The sequence below is a fragment of the Methylomagnum sp. genome, assembly GCF_054333355.1.
Genome location: NZ_JBTEKS010000046.1, coordinates 1 through 17,763, shown reverse-complemented (window position 1 = coordinate 17,763; position 17,763 = coordinate 1). Strand labels below are relative to the sequence as shown.

Annotated in this window: 17 protein-coding genes; 5 read left to right on the top strand and 12 right to left on the bottom strand. The window is 63.4% G+C overall.

All coding sequences use genetic code 11. From position 1 onward, the window contains the following. From ACXWUF_RS05915 to ACXWUF_RS05875, 9 genes are all read right to left on the bottom strand, one after another. Window positions 1–937 (bottom strand): LpxL/LpxP family acyltransferase (locus ACXWUF_RS05915; protein WP_458493745.1); only part of this gene is annotated, 937 nt, incomplete at its 3' end. Beyond that, window positions 934–1,677: a glycosyltransferase family 2 protein gene (locus tag ACXWUF_RS05910; RefSeq protein WP_458493744.1), complete on the bottom strand. Its 744-nt coding sequence runs from the start codon at window positions 1,675–1,677 to the stop codon at window positions 934–936. The genes ACXWUF_RS05910 and ACXWUF_RS05915, both read right to left, overlap by 4 nt. Further along, a complete protein-coding gene (locus ACXWUF_RS05905; protein WP_458493743.1) occupies window positions 1,667–2,023 on the bottom strand; it encodes an ApeI family dehydratase in 357 nt (118 codons plus the stop codon). Before ACXWUF_RS05905 ends, ACXWUF_RS05910 begins: the two co-directional genes overlap by 11 nt. Next, window positions 2,013–2,570 (bottom strand): hypothetical protein, encoded by a 558-nt coding sequence (locus ACXWUF_RS05900; RefSeq protein WP_458493742.1) that lies wholly within the window; start codon window positions 2,568–2,570, stop codon window positions 2,013–2,015. The genes ACXWUF_RS05905 and ACXWUF_RS05900 overlap by 11 nt, the downstream gene beginning before the upstream one ends. Before the next feature lie 6 nt (window positions 2,571–2,576). Beyond that, window positions 2,577–2,822 carry an acyl carrier protein gene (locus ACXWUF_RS05895; RefSeq protein ID WP_458493741.1) on the bottom strand — a complete coding sequence of 82 codons (246 nt, stop codon included), beginning with the start codon at window positions 2,820–2,822 and terminating at the stop codon, window positions 2,577–2,579. A 270-nt stretch (window positions 2,823–3,092) separates the two neighbouring features. Then, window positions 3,093–3,911, bottom strand: a complete 819-nt coding sequence (locus ACXWUF_RS05890; RefSeq protein WP_458493740.1) for a lysophospholipid acyltransferase family protein — start codon at window positions 3,909–3,911, stop codon at window positions 3,093–3,095. Further along, entirely contained in the window at window positions 3,893–5,131 is a 1,239-nt protein-coding gene (locus ACXWUF_RS05885) for a beta-ketoacyl-ACP synthase (RefSeq protein ID WP_458493739.1), read from the bottom strand. Before ACXWUF_RS05885 ends, ACXWUF_RS05890 begins: the two co-directional genes overlap by 19 nt. Then, window positions 5,128–5,856 (bottom strand): 3-oxoacyl-ACP reductase FabG, encoded by a 729-nt coding sequence (gene fabG, locus ACXWUF_RS05880; protein WP_458493738.1) that lies wholly within the window; start codon window positions 5,854–5,856, stop codon window positions 5,128–5,130. Before fabG ends, ACXWUF_RS05885 begins: the two co-directional genes overlap by 4 nt. Next, window positions 5,853–6,317, bottom strand: coding sequence for an ApeP family dehydratase (locus tag ACXWUF_RS05875; protein WP_458493737.1), 465 nt, complete (start codon window positions 6,315–6,317; stop codon window positions 5,853–5,855). Before ACXWUF_RS05875 ends, fabG begins: the two co-directional genes overlap by 4 nt. 290 nt (window positions 6,318–6,607) lie before the next feature. On the opposite strand from ACXWUF_RS05875, the gene ACXWUF_RS05870 reads away from it, so the two are divergent. Further along, window positions 6,608–8,035, top strand: a complete 1,428-nt coding sequence (locus tag ACXWUF_RS05870; protein WP_458493736.1) for an AMP-binding protein — start codon at window positions 6,608–6,610, stop codon at window positions 8,033–8,035. A gap of 325 nt (window positions 8,036–8,360) precedes the next feature. Here the strand turns inward: ACXWUF_RS05870 and ACXWUF_RS05865 are convergent, their stop codons facing one another. Continuing rightward, the gene (locus ACXWUF_RS05865) at window positions 8,361–9,917 is read right to left on the bottom strand and encodes a phytoene desaturase family protein (protein WP_458493735.1); all 1,557 of its coding nucleotides are present in this window, start codon (window positions 9,915–9,917) and stop codon (window positions 8,361–8,363) included. Window positions 9,918–10,083: 166 nt separating this feature from the next. On the opposite strand from ACXWUF_RS05865, the gene ACXWUF_RS05860 reads away from it, so the two are divergent. The 3 genes from ACXWUF_RS05860 (at window position 10,084) to ACXWUF_RS05850 (ending at window position 13,233) form a co-directional block, all read left to right on the top strand. Next, window positions 10,084–10,953: a DUF2887 domain-containing protein gene (locus ACXWUF_RS05860; protein ID WP_458493734.1), complete on the top strand. Its 870-nt coding sequence runs from the start codon at window positions 10,084–10,086 to the stop codon at window positions 10,951–10,953. A 186-nt stretch (window positions 10,954–11,139) separates the two neighbouring features. Further along, window positions 11,140–12,426, top strand: a complete 1,287-nt coding sequence (locus tag ACXWUF_RS05855) for a cation:proton antiporter (protein ID WP_458493733.1) — start codon at window positions 11,140–11,142, stop codon at window positions 12,424–12,426. Between the two features lie 315 nt (window positions 12,427–12,741). Continuing rightward, a complete protein-coding gene (locus ACXWUF_RS05850) occupies window positions 12,742–13,233 on the top strand; it encodes a YchJ family protein (protein WP_458493732.1) in 492 nt (163 codons plus the stop codon). Window positions 13,234–13,917: 684 nt separating this feature from the next. On the opposite strand, the gene ACXWUF_RS05845 is transcribed toward ACXWUF_RS05850, so the two are convergent. After that, the gene (locus ACXWUF_RS05845; RefSeq protein ID WP_458493731.1) at window positions 13,918–14,811 is read right to left on the bottom strand and encodes a 1-phosphofructokinase family hexose kinase; all 894 of its coding nucleotides are present in this window, start codon (window positions 14,809–14,811) and stop codon (window positions 13,918–13,920) included. A gap of 237 nt (window positions 14,812–15,048) precedes the next feature. Here ACXWUF_RS05845 and ACXWUF_RS05840 point away from each other — a divergent pair, with 237 nt between their 5' ends. Further along, window positions 15,049–16,257, top strand: a complete 1,209-nt coding sequence (locus tag ACXWUF_RS05840) for a competence/damage-inducible protein A (protein WP_458493730.1) — start codon at window positions 15,049–15,051, stop codon at window positions 16,255–16,257. 112 nt (window positions 16,258–16,369) lie between these two features. Here ACXWUF_RS05840 and ispG read toward each other — a convergent pair whose 3' ends face one another. Next, window positions 16,370–17,605: a flavodoxin-dependent (E)-4-hydroxy-3-methylbut-2-enyl-diphosphate synthase gene (gene ispG / locus ACXWUF_RS05835; protein WP_458493729.1), complete on the bottom strand. Its 1,236-nt coding sequence runs from the start codon at window positions 17,603–17,605 to the stop codon at window positions 16,370–16,372. Between the last annotated feature and the right edge of the window lie 158 nt (window positions 17,606–17,763).

The following is a 17,763-nucleotide window of genomic DNA, read 5'->3' as shown; positions in this document are numbered from 1 at the left end:
CGGAATCCCAGAATCCATAGAAATTAAACCATTGCAGCGGTGCCCGGCGACAGTGGAATTCCAAGGTTTCCGCGTAGCGCCGCGCCAAGCCCGCCAACTCCAGATTCCGTTGCGGTTCCCGGCGGGGCATGACGATTTGCTCGGCGAATAACTCCAGATAAATGTGATACCGCCCTTCAAAACGATAGCTGAACAAGGTGAATACCGGGCAACGCAGCAGCGAGGCCAGCAAATACGGGCCTTGCGGGAATTCGGCGTCCCGCCCCAGAAACCCCGCCCGCACGGTGCGCCCCAGGCTATTAATAGGTATCCGGTCGCCCACCAACACCAGGAATTCTCCCCGCTCTATCCGTTCATTCAGGATTATCGCGATGGCGGGATTCAGTTCCGTGACCTGAATAAGTTCGATGGTTCCGGCCCGGTCCACGCTATTCAAGAGCCGGTTGAATTTCTCGGCGTGCTTGGTATGCACCAATATATTCAGGCGAATATGGCCGCGCATTTCGGCCAAGGCTCGGCAAATTTCCAGGTTGCCGATATGCCCACCCAATAGGATGCCTCCTCGGCCCTGCGCCAGCATGTCCAATAATAAACGGCGGTTATGGAATTCCACCTGGGCGGGATCCATCCGATCCAGCCAAACCACAATCTTATCCAAGATGGTTTCCGCGAATACCAGGAAATGCCGGTAGCTTTCCCACAAGCTGCCCGTGGTTCCCAACTCTGGGAAATACCCGCCGATCCGCCGCAGATAATCCCGTGATGAGCTACGCGCCACGGCGTTCATGGCGAAGTAATAACTCACCACGGGATGCAGCACCACGCGGAACGCGAATCGGCCAAATATCCGGTAAATCAGCACCAAGACCTTCATGCCCCAGAGTATGCCGGTTTCCTCCAACGCCGCCCAATGACCGGCCCTCAAAGGGGGAATCATCGGAAATGCCTCGCTATGAGAAAAGGTATTCTTGGCCACATGCCGAAGAACATCCGTGCCTGCATTTTGCTCAGCAACAGGTTGTCCTCCCATAGCCTGAAATGGGAAATCCCATCCTTTGGATACGTTACCCGCGTCGGCATGGAAATAACCCGAACACCCCGCCAACACAGCCGGATGACGACTTCCACATCAAACTCCATGCGGTCGCCCAGAGTCACGGAATTAATCAGATTCGCGGCGCTTTCCACCGGATATACCCGATAGCCGCACAGGGCGTCCTTGGTTTCCAGGGAAAGGGTATTGATCCATACCCAGACATGGGTGAGCAATCGGCCATAATAGCGGCTTTTCGGCACGGATTCGTCGAATATGGGCTGGCCGACAATCATGGCTTCCGGGTTCGATTGCGCGACGGCGAGGAACTTATCCAGATCAGCTAAATCGTGCTGCCCGTCGGCGTCGATTTGCAGAACATGGGTATAGCCGGATTCTTGTGCGGCCAATAGCCCATTCTTAACGGCGCGGCCCTTACCCTGATTTTCAGGGTGGCGGATCAAGGTAATCCATGGCTGATTTTCCGCGAGGTCTTGGATGACCTTGGCGCAGCTTGCCTCGCTGCCGTCGTCGATGAGCATGAGGGGTATGCCGTGGAATTTCAGGCAGGCGACGATGTCCGGCAACGGGCGCTCGTGATTGTAGACGGGGATGAGGAGGCAGGGCCGGAATTCAGTCGCCATGAAAATAGATTCTCCCCGAGCTATATTGAATTTCTTCGGTGCGGTAGGCAAACCGCAATCGGCCCGACGGGCGGTGATAATCCAGGTGCAATTGCAATTCCCGACGGGGCAGAATCAAATCCTTGAACTTGACCACTTCCATATGATGGAAGTTCGGTGCTGGCTTAAGCCTGGGCCGAGCCAGCGCCACGGCCCAGTGGATTTGCACCACCCCCGGAACCACGGGCGTGCCGGGGAAATGGCCGTCGAAATACTTGAGGGAGCCCGGTATCCGAAGGTCAAGGATAATGCCGTCGCCGTCTTTCCGCTCACCTAGAATATCTGGCAGCAATCCATTATCCGACATATTGAAACGCTTTCCTGACACGATTCCTCACCAGCCATTCAATGCCAAATAATGTCCCCATCAATACATAGGAAACCAGCCCATTATATAAACCCCATACCGCCATATCCCCATGCCAGACGGTGCCGACGGAAATCAGGCCATTAATCAGGAAAAACCCACACCAAACCCAGGTGACTTTGCGGGTATAGCTCACGCCTTGCGGCGGCAAATCCGGCTCCCCCAGGCGGGCCAATTTTTCCACGATGGTTGGGGGCCGATATAGGCTGTGGGCGAATATACTCAGGAAAACCAGGCTCACCATAATGGGATAGGCCAGCAGCAATGCCTTTTCGTTCACGAAAACCGCCGCCATAAAATAACCAACAGCGGCAATCGCCATGATTGTGGAAGTGGAACCGATACCGGCGTCATTGCCCCGCCGCCAGCGCAGCAAGAAAACCGCCAACAGGAATAAGGCCAGATAACGGGGCTGTATGCGGTCCACGGCGAGATACACCAGCAGGGGGTAACTGAGCGCCGCCAGCACGGCCAAGGCGTTCCGCATGGCCGGTCAAAGGTGATACATTTTGTGAATGGTTTCCACCACGTCCTGAATGGTGCGGGCATTCTTGAAATCTTCGGGCTGAATGCGCCGCCCGGTGATTTCCCGGAGCTTCACCATCAAGTCCACGGCGTCGATGCTGTCGAGGTCCAAATCCTTGAACGAGGCCGACGGGGTTATCTCGTCGGGTTCGATTTCAAACATTTCGGAAATCAGCTTCTTGAGGGTTTGTAAAACTTCTTCGCGATCCCGCATGGTTATTCTCAAATATTAATAAGTATTAAATTTATCGTTCCCACGTTTCGCGTCGCTGCCATTAAGTTAAGACCTTCTTGCTCCCTCTCCCCTCGGGAGAGGGGGGATAAAAAGGAATTCCTTCCGCAATATCGCCCACTCCGGGCCATCGAAAATGATTTTCCAAGGAAGAAATCCTATTTTGATCCCCCTCACCCTGCCCTCTCCCGGTGGGAGAGGGTTCTTAACTTAATGGCAGTAACCCGGAGCGTGGGAACGATAAAAAAGCCACTACGCGCCCGCTTCCACCCGCTCCCGAAAATACCCCTCCAAATACCGCGTCAACCGCCGCGACGCCACGGAGCGCTCCAATCCGCCGACCATGCCGCCCGGCGCCAGCGCCTCGCCGACCTCGAAGCGGTAATAGGTCCGGGTCGGCGGCACGTAATACCAGGGCTGTTGCTTGGTCAGCCAGGCCGGATGACTGCGGATGCACACCGGCAGGATGGCCGCGCCGGATTTCAGCGCGATATTGGCGGCACCGCGCTGGAATGGCCGCAAGCGCTGGTCCGGCGGGGTCCGGCTGCCCTCCGGGAACACGATCAATGAGCAGCCCTCCCGCAATTCCTCGGCGCAGCGATCCAGCAGGGTTTCCGGGTCTTCCGCGTACAGATAGCCCATGGCCCGGATCGGTGCCCGCATGACGGGGTTCCGGGCCAATGCGGGCTTCACCACGCAGGTGGCGTTGCGGATCATGGAAATCAGCAGCACCACGTCGATCAAGGAGGGATGGTTGGAAATGACCAACTGCCCTGGCCGGTTCAGCGGCTCGGGGTTGTGGGCCTCGTAATCCAGCAAGCCGCAGCCGCGCATGACGGCCACGAAAACCCGGAACACCTCGTGCATGAGTCGCCGGGACCGGCGCTTCTTGGCGATGCCCCGCCCCAGGAACGGCGCCACCAAGGGAAACAAGATGGCCCACAGCACCACGGCGCCGACGCCAAACAGGCTGAAACAGAAAGCCGTGGCGAGCAGCCGCCACAGGTGATCGAGCCGACCGGGCCGGGGCTGGCTCGGCGGCGCCGCTCCAATCAGGGCTGGCCCGCCCATCGCCGGAAAATCAGGGAGGTGTTGATGCCACCGAACGCGAAGTTGTTGCTCATGAAATATTCCGTGTCGATGGCCCGCATCCCGCCGGTGATGTAATCCAGTTCGGCGCAACGGGGGTCGGGGTGGTCCAGGTTCAGGTTGGGGTGGAAGCGGCCTTCGCGCATCATCTCGATACCGGCCATGGCTTCCAACGCGCCGCACGCGCCGAGGGTGTGGCCGGTGTAGCTCTTGAGTCCGCTGATGGGCACCCGCCCGCCGAAGACCTTGTGGGTGGCGTGGCTCTCGGCGATGTCGCCCTGTTCGGTGGCCGTGCCGTGGGCGCTGATGTAGCCGATGGCCCCGGCGTCGAGTCCCGCGCCGTCCAGGGCCAGCCGCATGGCGACCCACATGGTTTCGTGGTTGGGCTGGGTGACGTGGGTGCCGTCGGAGTTGGTGCCGAAGCCCACCACCTCGGCGTGAATCTTGGCGCCCCGCGCCTGGGCGTGGTCCAGCGCTTCCAGCACGAAGGTGCCGCCGCCCTCCCCGATCACCAGGCCGTCGCGGTCGCGGTCGAAGGGACGCGGGGTCAAATGCGGCTGGTCGTTGCGGGTGCTGGTGGCGTACAGGGCGTCGAAGGTGGCGGCTTCGGTGGGGCAGAGCTCGTCCGCGCCGCCCGCCAGCATCACGTCCTGCATCCCGTATTTGATGGCCTCGTAGGCGAAGCCGATGCCCTGGCTGCCGGAGGTGCAGGCGCTCACCGAGGGAATGATCCGCCCCTTCACCTTGAAGAACAGGCCCACGTTCACCGCCGTGGTGTGGCCCATCATCTTGAGGTAGGTGTTGGCGTTGAGGGTGCCGATGTCGTGGTTGATGAGCATCGAGCCGTATTCGGCGATGGCCGGGGTGGAACCCACCGAGGAGCCGTAGGCCACCCCGGCGCGACCGCTGGCGATGACGGGATCGCCCAGCAGCCCCGCGTCTTCCAGGGCCAATTCGGTGGCGCGGGTGGCCAGCAGCGCGACCCGGCCCATGCTGCGGGTGGTCTTGCGGTTGTAATGCTCCGGCAGCTTGAATTCCCCGACCGGCGCCCCCAGCCGGGTCAGCAGGCCCGCGTAGCGGTCCCAAGCCGCCATGCGGCGGATGCCCGAACGCCCGGATTCCAAATTGGCCCGCATGGTTCCCCAGTCGTTGCCGATGGGCGAAAACCCGGCCATGCCGGTGACGACCACACGCTTAATCAAAACATTCCCCCGTTCACGGAAATCACTTGCCGGGTGATGTAACCGGCCTCATGGGACATCAGGAAAGCCACCAAGGCCGCCACCTCGTCCGCCGTGCCCAGGCGGCGGGCGGGGATGGTGGGGATGATTTCATCCAGCGGCAGGTTTTCCAGCATATCGGTGTCGATGAGTCCCGGCGCCACGCAATTCACGGTGATGCCGCGCTTCGCCAGCTCCAATGCCAGCGCCTTGCTGGCCCCGATGATGCCGGCCTTGGCCGCGCTGTAATTGACCTGCCCCCGGTTGCCCACCAACCCCGACACCGACGACAGGGTGACGATCCGGCCCGGCCTGCGGCGCTGGATCATGGGCATGACCAGCGGATTCAGCACGTTGTAGAAGCCGTCCAGATTGGTGTGGATGACCTGGTCCCAGTCCTCGCCGCTGAGGGCGGGAAAGACGTTGTCGCGGACTAGCCCGGCGTTGCACACCACGCCGTAATAGGCGCCGTGGTCCGCCATGTCCTGTTCCAAGGCGTGGCGGGCGGCGGCGCGGTCGGCCAAGTCGAATTGCAACACGCGGGATTCCACCCCCAGCGCCTCGATTTCACGGCACACCTGCCGGGCGTCCTCGACCCGCGAGCGGCAATGCACCGCCACCGCGTAGCCCTCCCGCGCCAAACGCAGGGCGATGGCCTTGCCGATGCCCCGGCTGGACCCCGTCACCAATACCGACAACCCGTTCATAAACCCTTTTCGGCCAAATAAATTTTGGAATCCTCGGGCAGAAACACATTCAGTTTCGCCGCTGCCGAGATACCCTCGGCTTCGATATGGCAGGCGAACACCGATAATCCATTCAATCCCTCGATTTCCAGCTCGGCCCGGACTATTAATTGAGTACCACAGGGAAACTCGCCGACCGAACATTCGTAATGGCGCGTGCCCAGCAGAAACCCCAAATCCACCTTTCCGCCCCGGCAAAGCCTTTGGTATCCCGAGTAGGCCGCCACGGTTTGGGCCATGTATTCAATACCCACCCAGGCCGGGACCGTGCCATCCGCCCCGGAAAACAGGCCATCGTCGCGGACCTTCACGCCCACCATGATATAGCCCTCGCCCATGTCCAGCACCCGGTCCAGCAACAGCATGGCCCCGGCTTGCGGCACCAAGTCCCGGACGGCGGGGAATCCCGCCCCATGCCCCATCAGCCGCCCCGGCCCCGCCGAATCCCACGGCGTCGGTTAATCCCCCACATTCCACCATGGATACTATCCAGCGGGAACTCGGCAGCGGTTTTATTCGCAAAGTGAAGGGTTTTAAAACAGGGTTTCACGGTAATGTGCCGACCGGAATCAATCCCGGTCAATGAAGGTGAACCAAGCCTTGGGGACTGGCCGCACAGGGCGCTGGTTAAGACTTGGGGATTTTCCGGTATAGTATTGGAAAATAATATATTTTGGATTTGGAATAGCCATCCGGCAGGAGCGGAACCGTTATGGATTTTAATCTTTTTTCCGATGAACACCAATCGCGAAACCACCGAACCGCCCCGCCACAATCCGTATTGGTTGCGGATTCGGAGCCTTGGAAATCCTGCCCGAATCCGCCCGCCGCCCTCCCCCGCCACCAAGCGCCGTTCGCCGTCCGCCATGGCGCACTCCTGAGCCGGGGCCAATTTTGGGCCGACGTGGCCGCCCTGGCCGAGACGCTGCCCGACCGCCCCCACCTGTTCAACCTCTGCGAGGACCGCTACCTGTTCTGCGTCACCCTGCTGGCGGCGCTCACCCGGCGGCAAGTCTGCCTGCTGCCGCCCTCGGGCCAGCCGGGCGTGCTGCGGGACATCGCCCTCGATTATCCCGGCGGCTACCTCGCCGCCGAGCATGAGCCGTCCGAATCGCCCGGCCCCTGGTTCGCCGTCACGCCGCCCAATGCCGGGGAAAGCCGCGTGGAACCGGAATTCGATCCCGCTCAACTGGCCGTGATCGCCTTCACCTCCGGCTCCACCGGCCAGCCCAAGCCCTGCCCGCACCGCCTCGGCACCTTCGAAGCCTCCGCCCGGATGGCCCTGCGCGGCCTGGGCCTGGAAGGCACGCGGGCGCTGGTGGTCTCCACCACGCCGCCGCAGCACATGTATGGCCTGGAAACCTCGATTTTTTGGCCGCTGTTCTCGTCGCTGGCCCTGCACGCGGGGCGTCCGTTCTTTCCCGAAGACATCCGCGAGACCGTGGGCACCGCGCCCCTGCCCTGCTGGTTGGCGTCCACGCCCACCCATTTGAACGCGCTGGCGAGGACCGGCGGCGTATGGGCCAATCTCAGCGGCATCCTCTGCTCCACCGCGCCCCTGTCGGACACCCTGGCCCGGCATGTGGAGGCGGCGACCGGCGCGCCGCTGCGGGAGATTTACGGCAGCACCGAAACCCTGTCCTTCGCCGCCCGCCGCCCCGCCCGCGAAACGCTCTGGCAGCCCTACCCCGGCGCTCGTCTGGAGCCATCCGGCCCGGAGGAAACCCGCCTGCGGTCGCCGCACCTGGAAAGCCCCGCCCGCCTGGAGGACCGCCTGCGGATCGAGCCGGATGGGCGCTTCGCCGTGTTGGGGCGCGGCGCCGACATGGTGAAGATCGGCGGCAAGCGCGGCTCCCTGGCGGACCTGAACCGGCGCCTTAACAGCATCGAAGGCGTCCGGGATGGGCTGCTTTACCCTTACGAAACCACCGTCGGCGAATGCCGCTTGGCGGCGGTGGTGGCAACGGATTTGAGCAAGGGGGACATATTGGCGGCGTTGCGGCCTTATTTGGACGAGGTGTTCCTGCCCCGGCGGTTTTATTTCGTCGCGGCGATTCCGAGGAATGCGGTGGGCAAGGTAAACAGGGAGGCGTTGGATACGCTGCTGAACGGCCATTCCGCACGGGATAACATCCCTTAGGCGATTTCCAGGAAAAGACATACCTGTAGGATGGGTAGAGCGAAGCGAAACCCATCACCCTGGGTCCGGCTCGATGGGTTTCGCGAGTACGCACCCATCCTACATCCAGATCAACGGTGACAAGCATTTTCGGAAATCGCCTTAAAGGGATATGTTTTGTAGAGTGGGTTAGGCGCACGCCACGAGCAACCTAATATCCCCGTCGGTGTCGCCGTGCGCCGTAACCCACCCTGCCGACTGGGATGGTGGGTTACGGCGCACGGTAGACCACGAAGACATATCAAGCCTGACCTAGCGTGCGCCTAACCCACCCTACGAATACTCGTCAATCAGCCCCCACCCCAAACAGCCCCCAAAACGCCTCCCGCCGCGGCACGCCCAGCACCGCCTGCGCCGCCAGCGCCCCGGAGTAGCTGACGGCGGCGATGCCCCCGCCGGGCCGGGTCCAGTGCCCCGCGAAATACAGCCCATCCAAGGGACCACGCAGCGGGGGCCGCTTGGCGCCCATCTGCTCGGGCGTCGGTTCCCAGCCATAGGCGGCGCCCTGGAAATTCAGGGTGTAGCGCTCCACGGTGCGGGGCGAGCCGGATTCCACGAACAGCAGCCGGTCGGTCAGTCCGGGGAAATGCCGCCCGGCCCGCGCCAGCAAGCGGCGCTCGAATGCCGACTTGGCCGTGCGCCAGGATTCGCCCACGTCAAACGGGCACAGCGTGGTCAACAGCAAAATGTGCTGGCCCTTAGGCGCCAGGCTGGGATCGAGCAAGCTGGGCACCGTGGCGGAAAACCAGTTGGGACGCCCCGCGACGGTCAGTCGATAAGCCGCCTCGTGGTCGGGTCCGTCGAAAAAGAACGCTTCGTGGGCGTGGGGATATTTCGACAAATCGAGATCGGTCGCCACATACGCCACGAACACCGACAGTGAGGCCGACATCTGCGCCAAGCTGTCCCAATAGCCCTCCGGCAGGTTTTCCTTGCCAATCAACCATTCCGCCGTCTGGCGGGCGTCGGCGTTGGAAATCACCGTGTCCGCCCGGATGACCTGGCCGTTTTCCAGCACCACGCCGCCCACCTTGCCGCCCGCCGTGGTGATGCGCCGGACGCTGGCGTCGAGCAGCAATTCGCCGCCCGATTGCGCGAGACTCGCGGCCAACAGGTCGGCATAGCGCTGGAAGCGGCCCCGGCAGTAATAGCCGCCCTCGTAGACATAACCCGCCGCCATGGTGGCCCAGGACAGCAAGGACAACCGCGACGGCGGCAAGCCCAGATACGGCCACAGCGAGGCGTAGGCGCTTTTCAGGCGCGGGTCGGACAGGTATTCGTCGAGGATGTCGGCCAAGGTGGCGCGGCGGTAGCGGAACAGGTGGGACAGCGTGCGGGACGGGGAAATGCCGCCCGCCTTGGCGAGTTCCAGCACTTCCTCCGCCACCATCAGCTCCTCGGCAATGGACCGGCACAAGCGGGTGATGGCCCGCAGGTTTTCCCGGTCCTCGGGAAAGTGTTCGCCCAGGTGCGCGACGAAAGCCTCTTCCCCGGCGTGAAGATCGACCGTCAGGCCCGGATAGCTGGCGCGGGCGTAGGGCGTGGTTGGAATGAACGGGGATTCGCCGTCCACGCCCAAGGCTTCCATGAGCCGATGGATGATCCGGCCCTGTCGATAGCCCTCCGGGCCGCATCCGCTCACTAGGTGAACGCCCGCGTCGAAGCGGTACTTCCGCCGGGAGAAGCCATGGGCGCAACCGCCGGGACGCTGATGGCGCTCCACCACCAACACGGATTTCCCCGCCTTCGCCAGCAGCGCCGCCGCGCTCAGCCCCCCGATGCCTGCCCCTATCACGACGATGTCGTAGTGTTCCCGCCGCGATTCCCGATGGATGTGACTCATGCCAACCTTGTGAATTGATGTGCTTGGTTTTTGTGGGGGGATTATCGGGGTTGTCCGATGGCGGAACCATAGGATTCGGCAAACGCAGTGTTCGCCTAGCGCTATGGTTTACGATGACGCACTCTTTTCCGTAGACTGCCGCCCGCCCCATCCGCCGAATTCCGCGATGAAAACCGATTCCATTTTCTACCGATTGTTTCACTCCGACCCGGCCCTGGTCTTCAAACTGGCCGGACTCACCGTGCCGGACCCCCAGCGCTATCGCTTCGTGTCCCAGGAAATCAAGCAAACCGCCTTCCGTCTGGATGGCCTTTTGGAACCGCCGGAAGAATTGCCCACCGCGCCCCGCTGCTACTTTGAAGCCCAAAGCCAACCCGACGCCGGTTTTTATCCACGCCTGTTCGGCGAGATTCTTGTCCATCTCCGTCAATACCCCACCTCCCGGCCCTGGCACGCCGTAGTGCTTTACCCGTCGGCCAGCATCGAGCGCTTCGACCCCGCCACCGAACCGTTTCTGGCCTTGCCCAATCTGCGCCGGGTTTATCTGGACCGATTGCCCTTGCTGAGCCATCCCGAACCCAAGCTCTGGCTCCTGGCCTTGATGCTGGCCGAGCCGGACGCGGTGCCCGGCATCGTCGCCAAGGTTCAAGCCCACCGTGCGGCCTGCCCTGATGAACGCATCGACTGGCTGGACTGGCTTGAAACCATTCTGGTCTATAAACTGCCCCGACTCACCCGCGAGGAGATTCAAGCCATGTTCCATCTCACCCATCAAGATTTGAAACGTAGCCGGTTTTACCAACAAATTTTGGCCGAAGGGGAAGCCATTGGCGAAGCCATCGGCGAGGCCAGAGGCGAGGCCAAGGGAGCGGCCAAAGGCGAAGCGGCCCTGTTGTGCCGCCTATTGGAGCGGAAGTTCGGGCCGTTGCCCGCCACCGTGACACAACGACTGGCCTCGGCCGACGCGGAAACCCTGCTGATTTGGGGCGAACGGGTGCTGGACGCCCAGCGCTTGGATGACATTTGGAACGGCTGAATGCAATCGGCTGGGTTAAAGCACGAAGCCCAGCAAACCCAATAGCACAAGCTGGGCTTCGCGCCTCAACCCAGCTTACGACTGCCATTAACTCCGGCCCCATCGGCTGAGCGGCGGCGAAGCCAACGGCCCCGGAGCCAGCCTCCAAAACTTATCACCCGCCTATTTTCCATTCCAGGGGAATTCGTGACCGCCACCTCCAGCCAAGTCCACAGCCTGGAAAACCTGCTGTTCCATACCCTCCTGCAAGTCGGCCTAGTGATCCTGGCGGCGCGGGTCGCGGGCGGCGTGGCCCTAAGCCTTCGCCAGCCCCGCGCCGTGGGGGAAATTGTCGCCGGTTTGATGCTCGGCCCGTCCCTGCTGGGCGCACTGGCCCCGGATGCCTTCCAATGGGTATTCCGCTCGGTGGACGCCACGCCCGTGACCATCATGAGCCAGATCGGACTCATCATGCTGATGTTTCAAGTCGGGCTGGAGTTCGACTTCGCCTTGCTGGCGGAGCGGCGCAATCGGCGGGCGGTGGTCTTGGTGACGGTCATCGGATTATTGGCGCCATTCGGCCTGGGCATTGGCTTCGGCTGGCTATCCGCCCCGGAATTGGCGCCGGGCACCCATCCCACCGCCTACGCCCTGTTCCTCGGCATCGCCCTCGCCATCACCGCCGTCCCCATCCTCGGGCGCATCATGATGGAATACGGCCTGACCCAGACCCGCCTCGGCGTGATCTGCATCGCCGCCGCCGCCGCCAGCGACGCGGTGGGCTGGGTGTTGCTGGCGTTCGTCGCGGCCTTCGCCACGCAGAGCTTTGCCTGGCCGGCGGCGGGGCGGCAATTGGGGCTGCTGTTGGCCTATGTGTTGGCGTCCTGGTTCGTGGTGCGCCACGTCCTGCGCCACATCCTGCGCCGCTTCGACCACGGGCCGAACGATCTGCCCCAGGATTTGCTGGCGATTCTGCTGGTCATCGTGTTCGGCTCGGCGATGCTCACCAGCCAGTTGGGGATTTTCGCCATCTTCGGCGGCTTCATGGTGGGAGTGCTGCTGCACGATCAGGCCGATCTGGTGGAAGCCTGGAATCACAAGGTGGCCGACTTGGTGGCGGTGCTGTTCCTGCCGATTTTCTTCACTTACACCGGGCTACGCACCAACATCGGCAGTCTGGCGAGCGGGGATTTGTGGGGCTGGTGTGGCCTGTTGATCTTCCTGGCGGTGCTGGGCAAATTCGGCGGCTGCTATCTGGCGGCGCGGCTGGCGGGGCTGTCCCCCGCCGAGTCGCGCAACGTCGGCATCATGATGAACACGCGGGCGCTGATGGAACTGGTGGTGGCGAATCTGGGGCTTGATCTGGGGGTGATTCCCAAGGAAGTCTTCACCATGCTGGTGTTGATGGCGGTGGTCAGCACCTTGATGACCGCCCCTGGCCTGCGGATTTGGCTGCCACAGATTGGGCATCGCTGGCCGGGCGAGCGTTTGTAGGGTGGATCAGGCGCGGGTTGGGGGGCAATCGCGCCAAGTGTGAAACGGGGGTTTTGTCCCCTCTCCAGCGGGAGAGGGTTAGGGTGAGGGGTTCCAAAGGGATTTTTTCCGCCGCCCTGCCAGGGGTTCAAGCGGGCCAAGGGATGGAAAGGCGGGAAAACTGTTTTTTGATTCCCCTCTCCCCAACCCTCTCCCGCTGGAGAGGGAGAAAAACGGGAAATGTCTACATAGCGCGATTGCCCAGCGACGCACCCCGCCCCCTTGCCAGTCCGCCCGCCACGGGTTATACCCGCCGCTTTTGCGGACCCTTCCAAGATGAGCAACCCAGAACCCCTGTCTCCTTGCCCCTGCGGCTCCGGCCAACTCTACGGCCAATGCTGCGCGCCCTATCTCTCGCGGCAAGCCACCGCCCCCACGGCGGAAGCCCTCATGCGCTCCCGCTACACCGCCTTCCAACTGCGCGACGCCGACTATCTCCGGGAAAGCTGGGATCCAGGCACCTGTTCCGCCAATCTCGGCTTCGATGGCGACGAGCGCACTTGGACCCGCCTCGACATCTTCAACACGCTGGCCGGTGGCCCGGACGACCCGCGCGGCGTGGTGGAATTCAAGGCGTGGTTTGACTTGGGCGACGACGGCTATTTGATGCACGAGACCAGCCGCTTCCACCGGATCGACGGGCGCTGGGTCTATCTGGACGGCAAGGTGCAGTATTTCGGCAAGATCACCCACAAGGGCGCGATTCTTCCCAAGGCGCCGTGTCCTTGCGGCAGCGGGAAGAAATATAAGAAGTGCTGCGGAAAATAGCCATGGGTCCGGCTCACCCTGCCGCCTGTCGGGCATCGCCGACGGCTTTTCAATAAATCCTGGGGCCAGAGCAATTTAGGGTGTAAGGAAAGGGGCCGCTGGCTGAGCGGAGTCGCAGCCAGCCGCCACCGCTCGCTTCGACTTCGCCCTTCGGCGGCGCTACTGCCCCAAGTTCCCTCATCGCCCTGAATCCCCGGCGATGCGCCAAATCCCTTATCACCCCGGCGTTTTGCCATAGCCGCCGCCCGCCTGGGCCGCGCACCCCCAAGACGGGCGCGGCTTATAGGCTGGCACGCCGATTGCTATAAGTATATCGGCGGCCGGTGGGCGCTAGGCAAGGACCGCCACCTAAAGTATTTTTCGCTCCGGTAGCGCGCCGCCCAGCATGGGCCACACCGGAACGAGGCGGGCGCACCTGAGTGCCTTGAAAAATGCTTTGGCTTCAGCCCCCATCGGCACGCACCAAATTTCCAGTGACCGCCGGACGCATCCGCCCCGGCGGCACTCGACCCGGCGCCGGGTGTCGCCGGTGTTTCCGCAAGTTCGCGCCCTCTCTTGACTCACCTTCAACCTCGACTCGGTGCCGCCTAACAAGGCGGCTTTTTTTGCGCCGAAGAAATTCTTTCCGAGCGCCATCCAATCCCGTAACTCTTTGGGTTGCCCAAAACTGGAGTCCAATGCCCGTCACCCCGCCCGCACCATCACCTCGTCGGCCCACGGCGCCACGTCCTCGGGCGCGATCATCGCCACGTCCTGCCGCAACGCATTGGCCGCGCCCGCCCCGGCGGCGTAGCGCAGGCGTTCTTCCAGCGGCAAGCCCAGCAGCCAGCCATGGGCCAGCCCCGCCACGTAGCAATCCCCGGAACCGACCGGGTTGACCTGCCGGATCACCGGCGGCAGCACCCGCCAGCGGCCCTCGCCTTGACGGCTGACCTCGACGGGACCGCCGCCGTCGGTGATGTGCAATTCTTCCACCCGCTCCCAGCGGAAGCCTTGGTCCAATTCCTCCCGGTTGGGCTTGGCGAGGCTGGGCGCCACCGGCCCGGCCAGGGCACGCCGCATGGCTTCGCCATAAGCATCCACCCAGCAGGGCACGGCGCGGCGGTGGCACAGCGCCAGCACATCGGCGTACAAATCGTCGGCCTCCGGGTCCGGCACCGAGCCGCTGGCGATGACCAGCCGCACCGAACCCAGCAGGTTGTCCACCCGCGCCAACAGGGCGCGGTATTCGCCCGGCGTGACCGGGAAACCGTTGGGCGTCACCGTGGTCGGGTGATCGGCCTCGCTGCCCGACGCCATGAAGCCCACCCGGAGGGGCGCGGCGGTCTCGATGCAGGCGTCGCGGACGCCCTCGGCGCGGATCAACTCCCGCAGCCACGCCCCGCTGTGGCCCCCGGCGAAACCCGTCAGCACCACGCGGTGGCCGTACCGGGCCAGCACCCGCGCCACGTTGGCGCCCTTGCCCTCGGCCAGCACGGCCAAGGACGGGACGCGGTTGAGTGCGCCCGGCGTGAAATCGCCCGCGTGGACTAAGTTCAACAGCGGATTGGCGTTGATTACCAAGACATCAGAAACCATGGGGGTCATTCCTCAACTCGGCGAATGGTTTGCATTGATCGGCCAATGGCCTGGGGGGACGGGTGGGCGGTTCCATTGATTCTCGCGCCCATGCTGGTTACGAAACTCGAACACGATTCATGTGTGCATGGCGGTTTTGGCGCGGGGCTGGCAAGCTTGGCGAATCCTGCCATGCCCGGCAGCCGTTCGCGGGGCCGGGTATCTTTACCAGCTTTTCCATCGGGAGGAAATCCGTTCATGCCCATCGCTGAAATCTTTTCCCAGGGCGACGAGGTCGTCACTGGCGAAATCGCCGACACCAACGCCGCTTGGCTGTCCCAGGAACTCATCGCGCTGGGGTTCGAAATCGCCCGGCACACGGCGGTGGGCGACCGGCTGGAAGCCTTGGTGGAACTGTTGCGGGAAATAGCGGGCCGCGCCGACCTGTGCGTTTGCACCGGCGGGCTTGGCCCCACTTGCGACGATCTCACCGCCGAGGCGGTGGGCTTGGCCTTCGGTCTGCCGCTGGCGATGGACCCCGAGGCCATGGTCCAGATTGAAGCCTGGTTCACCCGGATGGGCCGCCCCATGCCCGAGGTCAACCGCAAGCAGGCGTGGCTGCCCAAGGGCGCGGAACGGCTCGACAACCTGTGGGGCACCGCGCCCGGCTTCGCGGTGCGGGGCGGGCGCTGCCGGTTCGTTTTCATGCCCGGCGTGCCCAGCGAAATGAAAGCCATGTTCCGGCACTGGATACAGCCGGATTTGCCCCGGCGCTTCGAGCTGCGCCCGGCCCGGCGGGTGGTGCTGCGGACGGCGGGGGTGGGCGAATCCACCCTACAGGAGCGGCTGAATGAAATCGCCCTGCCATCCGACGTCGGCCTGGGCTTCCACGCGGGCGGGCCGGAGAACCGGGTCAAGCTGCGATTCCCGGCGGATTTCCCCGACGCGATGCGGGACGAAGCCGTGCGGCGGGCGGTCGCGGCCATCGGCGAGGCGGTGTACGCCGTCGGCTCGGGGGATGAGTCCGAAGCCAGCCTGGAAACCGTGGTGGGCCGCGCCCTGGTCGCCCGTGGGTCCACGCTCTACGCGGTCGAGACCGTCAGCGGCGGCGCCTTGGCGAATCGCTGCGCCGGGGAGGATTGGTTCGCGGGCGCGGCGGTGGCGTTCGATGGACCCGCTTTGCTGTCCCGGTTCGGCGTGGCGGCGGAAAGCGCGCCGGCGGACGCGGCCCGCCGCTTGGCCGAAAGCGCTAGGAAGGCGAGCGGAGCGGATTATGCGCTGGTGCAGCATGGCGAATTCGGGCGGGCGGGATTGCGCGCCGAGGATGGCCGGGTCGAGGTTTATTTCGCCCTGGCCGGTCCCGAGGGAACGCGATGGGAAAGCCGGATCATCGGTGGCCCCTTGGCGCGGAAGAAACAGAACGCGGCGACGCTGGGGCTGGATTTCGTGCGGCGGTGCCTCGCATAGCTCCGTGGATGGGTGGAGGCACGGAACCCATCAATAAACCACGCCCCGGAAAGCTGGGTTTCGCTGCGCTCCACCCATCCTATACGGGCTACGATGTGGCGGATTCTTGGATTCAACCCGCGGCTTGGGACGGCCCGTAATGGCTCTCCACATACCGCTCCACCAGCTCCTGGAACTCCTCGGCGATCCGCTCGCCCTTCAAAGTCACCGTCTTCACGCCGTCCTCGTAGACCGGCGCCACCGGATCTTCGCCGGTGCCGGGCAGGCTGATGCCAATGTGGGAATGCTTGCTCTCGCCGGGACCATTGACCACGCAGCCCATCACCGCCACCTGCATCTCGGCGACGCCCGGATACTGCTTCTTCCACTCCGGCATTTGGTGGCGGAGATAGCTCTGGATGTCCTGGGCCAATTGCTGGAAATAGGTGCTGGTGGTGCGGCCACAGCCGGGGCAGGCCGTGACCAGCGGGGTGAACGAGCGCAGCCCCATGGTTTGCAGGATTTCCTGGGCGACGATGACCTCGCGGGTGCGGTCGTTGTCGACGGGTTCCGGGGTGAGCGAGACGCGGATGGTGTCGCCGATGCCCTGTTGCAGCAGCACGCCCATCGCCGCCGTGGAAGCCACCACGCCCTTGGTGCCCATCCCCGCTTCGGTCAGGCCCAAGTGCAGGGCGTAATCGCAGCGGGCCGAGAGGTTCTGGTACACGTCGATCAAATCCTGCACCCGGCTGATTTTGCAGGAAATCACGATGCGGTCCTTCGGCAAGCCCAATTCCTGGGCCTTGGCGGCGCTTTCCAGGGCGGAGGTGATGACGGCCTCCTTCATCACCGCTTCCAGCGAGGCCGGATCGGCCAGCTTGGCGTTCTCGTCCAGCAGCCGCGCCAGCACGGCCTGGTCGAGGCTGCCCCAGTTCACGCCGATACGGACGGGCTTGTCGTAGCGGCAGGCGAATTCGATCATCTGGGCGAATTGCGGGTCGCGCTTGGAGCCGCGCCCCACGTTGCCGGGGTTGATGCGGTACTTGGCGAGGGCTTCGGCGCAGGCGGGATATTTTTCCAGCAGCTTATGGCCATTGAAATGGAAGTCGCCGATCAACGGCACGCCACAGCCCGCCCGGTCCAGCCGCTCGCGGATGACCGGCACCGCCGCCGCCGCCTCTTCATTGTTCACTGTCAGGCGGACCAGTTCGGACCCGGACCGCGCCAAGTCGATGACCTGGGCGACGGTGCCCTCGATATCCGCCGTGTCGGTGTTGGTCATGGATTGGACGACGATGGGCGCGCCGCCGCCGATTTGAACTCCGCCTACGTTGACGCCTACCGTGTTTTTTCTTGCAATCATGCTCATCTCTTTTCAGCTTTCTCCCGGCAGTTGGGAGGTACGTTAAATCTAAAGAAGAACCGCCCACCTTAATCCCTAATGTAGGGTGGGTTAGGCGCACATAGCGAAAAGCTTAAATCTTGCCGTTGGTTCTGTCGTGCGCCGTAACCCACCGCCCCGGTTGG

Coding starts and splice junctions, on each gene's coding strand:
- ACXWUF_RS05910 (WP_458493744.1), bottom strand. CDS start 1,677: ATGGCGACTGAATTCCGGCCCTGCCTCCTCATCCCCGTCTACAATCAC.
- ACXWUF_RS05905 (WP_458493743.1), bottom strand. CDS start 2,023: ATGTCGGATAATGGATTGCTGCCAGATATTCTAGGTGAGCGGAAAGAC.
- ACXWUF_RS05900 (WP_458493742.1), bottom strand. CDS start 2,570: ATGCGGAACGCCTTGGCCGTGCTGGCGGCGCTCAGTTACCCCCTGCTG.
- ACXWUF_RS05895 (WP_458493741.1), bottom strand. CDS start 2,822: ATGCGGGATCGCGAAGAAGTTTTACAAACCCTCAAGAAGCTGATTTCC.
- ACXWUF_RS05890 (WP_458493740.1), bottom strand. CDS start 3,911: ATGGGCGGGCCAGCCCTGATTGGAGCGGCGCCGCCGAGCCAGCCCCGG.
- fabG (WP_458493738.1), bottom strand. CDS start 5,856: ATGAACGGGTTGTCGGTATTGGTGACGGGGTCCAGCCGGGGCATCGGC.
- ACXWUF_RS05875 (WP_458493737.1), bottom strand. CDS start 6,317: ATGGGGCATGGGGCGGGATTCCCCGCCGTCCGGGACTTGGTGCCGCAA.
- ACXWUF_RS05870 (WP_458493736.1), top strand. CDS start 6,608: ATGGATTTTAATCTTTTTTCCGATGAACACCAATCGCGAAACCACCGA.
- ACXWUF_RS05865 (WP_458493735.1), bottom strand. CDS start 9,917: ATGAGTCACATCCATCGGGAATCGCGGCGGGAACACTACGACATCGTC.
- ACXWUF_RS05860 (WP_458493734.1), top strand. CDS start 10,084: ATGAAAACCGATTCCATTTTCTACCGATTGTTTCACTCCGACCCGGCC.
- ACXWUF_RS05850 (WP_458493732.1), top strand. CDS start 12,742: ATGAGCAACCCAGAACCCCTGTCTCCTTGCCCCTGCGGCTCCGGCCAA.
- ACXWUF_RS05845 (WP_458493731.1), bottom strand. CDS start 14,811: ATGGTTTCTGATGTCTTGGTAATCAACGCCAATCCGCTGTTGAACTTA.
- ACXWUF_RS05840 (WP_458493730.1), top strand. CDS start 15,049: ATGCCCATCGCTGAAATCTTTTCCCAGGGCGACGAGGTCGTCACTGGC.
- ispG (WP_458493729.1), bottom strand. CDS start 17,605: ATGAGCATGATTGCAAGAAAAAACACGGTAGGCGTCAACGTAGGCGGA.